This window comes from Yoonia sp., assembly GCF_036007805.1.
Taxonomy (GTDB): Bacteria; Pseudomonadota; Alphaproteobacteria; order Rhodobacterales; family Rhodobacteraceae; genus Yoonia.
Genome location: NZ_DASYOK010000274.1, coordinates 1 through 3034, shown reverse-complemented (window position 1 = coordinate 3034; position 3034 = coordinate 1). Strand labels below are relative to the sequence as shown.

The 3034-nt window shown below is 57.4% G+C and carries 4 protein-coding genes and 1 pseudogene; 4 read left to right on the top strand and 1 reads right to left on the bottom strand.

Translation table 11 applies throughout. The features are described from left to right. A partial coding sequence (locus VGP75_RS14765) for an ATPase inhibitor subunit zeta (protein ID WP_327544393.1) occupies nt 1–146 on the bottom strand: 146 nt, incomplete at its 3' end. A 132-nt stretch (nt 147–278) separates the two neighbouring features. On the opposite strand from VGP75_RS14765, the gene purC reads away from it, so the two are divergent. The 4 genes and pseudogenes from purC to VGP75_RS14745 form a co-directional block, all read left to right on the top strand. Beyond that, a complete protein-coding gene (purC, locus tag VGP75_RS14760; protein WP_327544392.1) occupies nt 279–1043 on the top strand; it encodes a phosphoribosylaminoimidazolesuccinocarboxamide synthase in 765 nt (254 codons plus the stop codon). Nucleotides 1044–1075: 32 nt separating this feature from the next. Next, the gene (gene purS / locus VGP75_RS14755; protein ID WP_327544391.1) at nt 1076–1306 is read left to right on the top strand and encodes a phosphoribosylformylglycinamidine synthase subunit PurS; all 231 of its coding nucleotides are present in this window, start codon (nt 1076–1078) and stop codon (nt 1304–1306) included. Beyond that, entirely contained in the window at nt 1306–1974 is a 669-nt protein-coding gene (purQ, locus tag VGP75_RS14750; RefSeq protein WP_327544390.1) for a phosphoribosylformylglycinamidine synthase subunit PurQ, read from the top strand. The genes purS and purQ overlap by 1 nt, the downstream gene beginning before the upstream one ends. Before the next feature lie 53 nt (nt 1975–2027). Next, nucleotides 2028–3034 (top strand): annotated as a pseudogene (locus VGP75_RS14745) (cache domain-containing protein); the annotation flags it as partial.

The following is a 3034-nucleotide window of genomic DNA, read 5'->3' as shown; positions in this document are numbered from 1 at the left end:
GCGGCCTCATCGCCGGTTTTTCCCATCAGTTCCGCCGCCCAGAGACCGAGCAATTTGTTGCCGCGCGCTTCGGCTTTGAACTGCATTTCGGCATCGTGGGCGAATTTGTTTTCAAACGCATTCTCGCGATCATCGAAGGTTGTCATGGATTTGGCCTCTTGTTTTGGAAGATCTTGCTTATGATATGCCTCTCACGGTGCTTGCCCGCAAGGGGGGCTTGCACTATGACGCGCAGATGATGCGGTCCGCGCCGGGCCGGAATGGGGCAAGGGGTCAGCATGTCACGTCGTAAAAAGATTTATGAAGGCAAGGCAAAGGTTCTTTATGAAGGCCCCGAGCCAGGCACTTTTGTCCAGTATTTCAAGGATGATGCCACCGCGTTCAACGCCGAGAAGAAGGCCGTGATCGAAGGAAAAGGCGTGTTGAACAACCGTCTGTCCGAATATTTCATGACCGGTCTGGGCCAGATTGGGATCCCCACGCATTTCATCAAACGCCTGAACATGCGCGAGCAGTTGATCCGTCAGGCCGAAATCATCCCGCTTGAGGTTATCGTGCGCAATTTTGCTGCGGGGTCGATGGCCAAGCGCATGGGCATCGAAGAGGGCACGCCGCTGCCGCGCCCGATTGTCGAGTTCTCCTACAAGGACGACAAACTGGGCGACCCGCTTGTGCCCGAGGAATACATCATCGCATTCGGTTGGGCCTCGCAGCAGGAAATGGACGATATCGTCAGCCTTGCCTTGCGCGTGAACGACTGGATGTCGGGTGTGATGTATGGCGTCGGCATCAAGCTGATTGATTTCAAGATCGAGATTGGCCGCGTTTGGGACAACGAATTCCAACGCCTTATTCTGGCAGACGAGATCAGCCCTGACAGTTGCCGTCTGTGGGATATCGAAACCGGCCAGAAGCTCGACAAGGATGTGTTCCGCCGCGATCTGGGCAATCTGACCGACGCCTATACCGAAGTTGCACGGCGTTTGGGTGTGATGCCATCGAATGTGACCCACACGCCCAACAAGCCCACATTGATCAACTAATCTTGCGACCTTAGCGAACAAAGGACCTGCCCATGAAAGCCCGCGTATATGTCATGCTCAAGAACGGTGTGCTGGATCCACAAGGCGAGGCGGTGCGTCATGCGCTTGGCACGCTTGGCTTTGACGGGGTCAACGGCGTGCGTCAGGGCAAGGTGATCGAACTTGATCTGGCCGACGGCACAAGCGAGGCCACGATTAACGAAATGTGCGAAAAGCTTCTCGCGAATACCGTGATTGAAAGCTACAGCGTCGAGGTGGTCTGATGCGCGCTGCGGTTATTGTTTTCCCCGGATCGAACTGTGACCGCGATATGGCGGTTGCACTCAAGGCTGCAGGTGCGGATGTCAGCATGGTCTGGCACAAGGACGCGAGCCTGCCTGACAATGTCGATCTTGTCGCTGTCCCGGGCGGTTTTTCGTTTGGTGACTACCTGCGCTGCGGTGCGATTGCCGCAAAATCCCCGATCTGTAAGGCCGTTGTCGCCCATGCCGACCGTGGCGGGTATGTGCTGGGCGTGTGCAACGGCTTTCAGGTTTTGACGGAAACAGGGCTCTTGCCGGGTGCGCTGATGCGTAACGCGAACCTGAAGTTCATCTGCAAGACCGTTGATTTGAAAGTGGAAACATCAAATTCCGCATTTACCGAAGGTTACAACGCCGGTGACAGCGTGGGCTTTCCTGTGGCGCACCATGACGGCAATTACACAGTCGATGCCGAAGGGCTGGCAGCGCTTGTAGCAGAGGATCGCATCGCATTCACCTACGCAGACAACCCCAACGGGTCGATCAAAAATATCGCAGGCGTGCTTTCTGCGAACCGCCGCGTGCTTGGCATGATGCCGCACCCTGAACGCGCAGTTGATACGGGCCATGGCGGTACCGACGGACAGGCGCTTTTCCGCGGGTTGGTGGGGCAATTTGCCCAAGCGTGATCTGCTCGCTTGCCGCGTTGCGGCCACGGCTATAAACTCAGCATATGTTGGGTATGACTGATCTGGGCAGCGGTCGACGCCGCGGCAAATGGTACTTGCGGCTGGCGGTGCTGGTTGTTTGTCTGTTTGGCGTGATCGTCATCTATGTTTCCAACCAGCTTCTGACACAGCGTTTTACCGAAACCATCAGCAATCGCTCCGACGTGCGGCTGGCACTCTACGTGACCAACCTGATGAACGAGCTGCAGCGCAATTCTGTTGTGCCACAGCTTTTGTCGCGTGACCCTGATTTGATCAAGGCGCTGGAGAACAAGGATTATTCGCTCTCGACGGCGCGCCTTTTGTCTTTCGTGGATGAGATTGGTGCCGCGTCGCTGACGCTCTTGGATCGTGACGGGCGCGCGGTGGCTGCGACAGACCGAAACCGGATCGGGACAGACCACCGGCAGAACCCGTATTTTGTAAACGCGCAGCGGAGTAACCAGACTGTTTACACCACTTTTGCGCGTGCTGAAGGCGGCTTTGCCTATGTCTATTCGCGGCGGGTTGAATTGGCGGGCACGTTGCTTGGGGTGATTATGGTCGAGGTCAACGGCCAACGGCTTGAAACCGGTTGGGCAGGGGTGTCGGATGCGGTGCTGGTGATGGACAGTGAGGGTACGATCATCATGTCAACCGAACCACGCTGGCGGGGTTTGAACGAAGAAGAGGCCTTGGCGCGGCAATCTGCCCCCTCTGCCATCGAACGTGCCATCCGGGCGACCCAAGGCTGGGCTGCGCTGCCCGCTGATGCCTACTTGCGCGGCGAGGCGGTGTTGCGACGTGAAATGCGGGTGCCGCATCAGGGTTGGCGCATGGTCAGCTATACAACCTACGACTCCGTGCGTGAGCGTGTGAACGGTATTCTGGCGCTTGAGGTCATGGGAATCGCGATCCTTCTGGCGCTGTTGTTCTGGGGCAGTTCGCGCCGGACGGCGTCACGTCTGGTTTTCTTCCAGCGCGAGTCAGCAGAGCTTCGCGCATTGAACCGCCGTTTGCAGCGGGAAATCGCCGAGCGCGA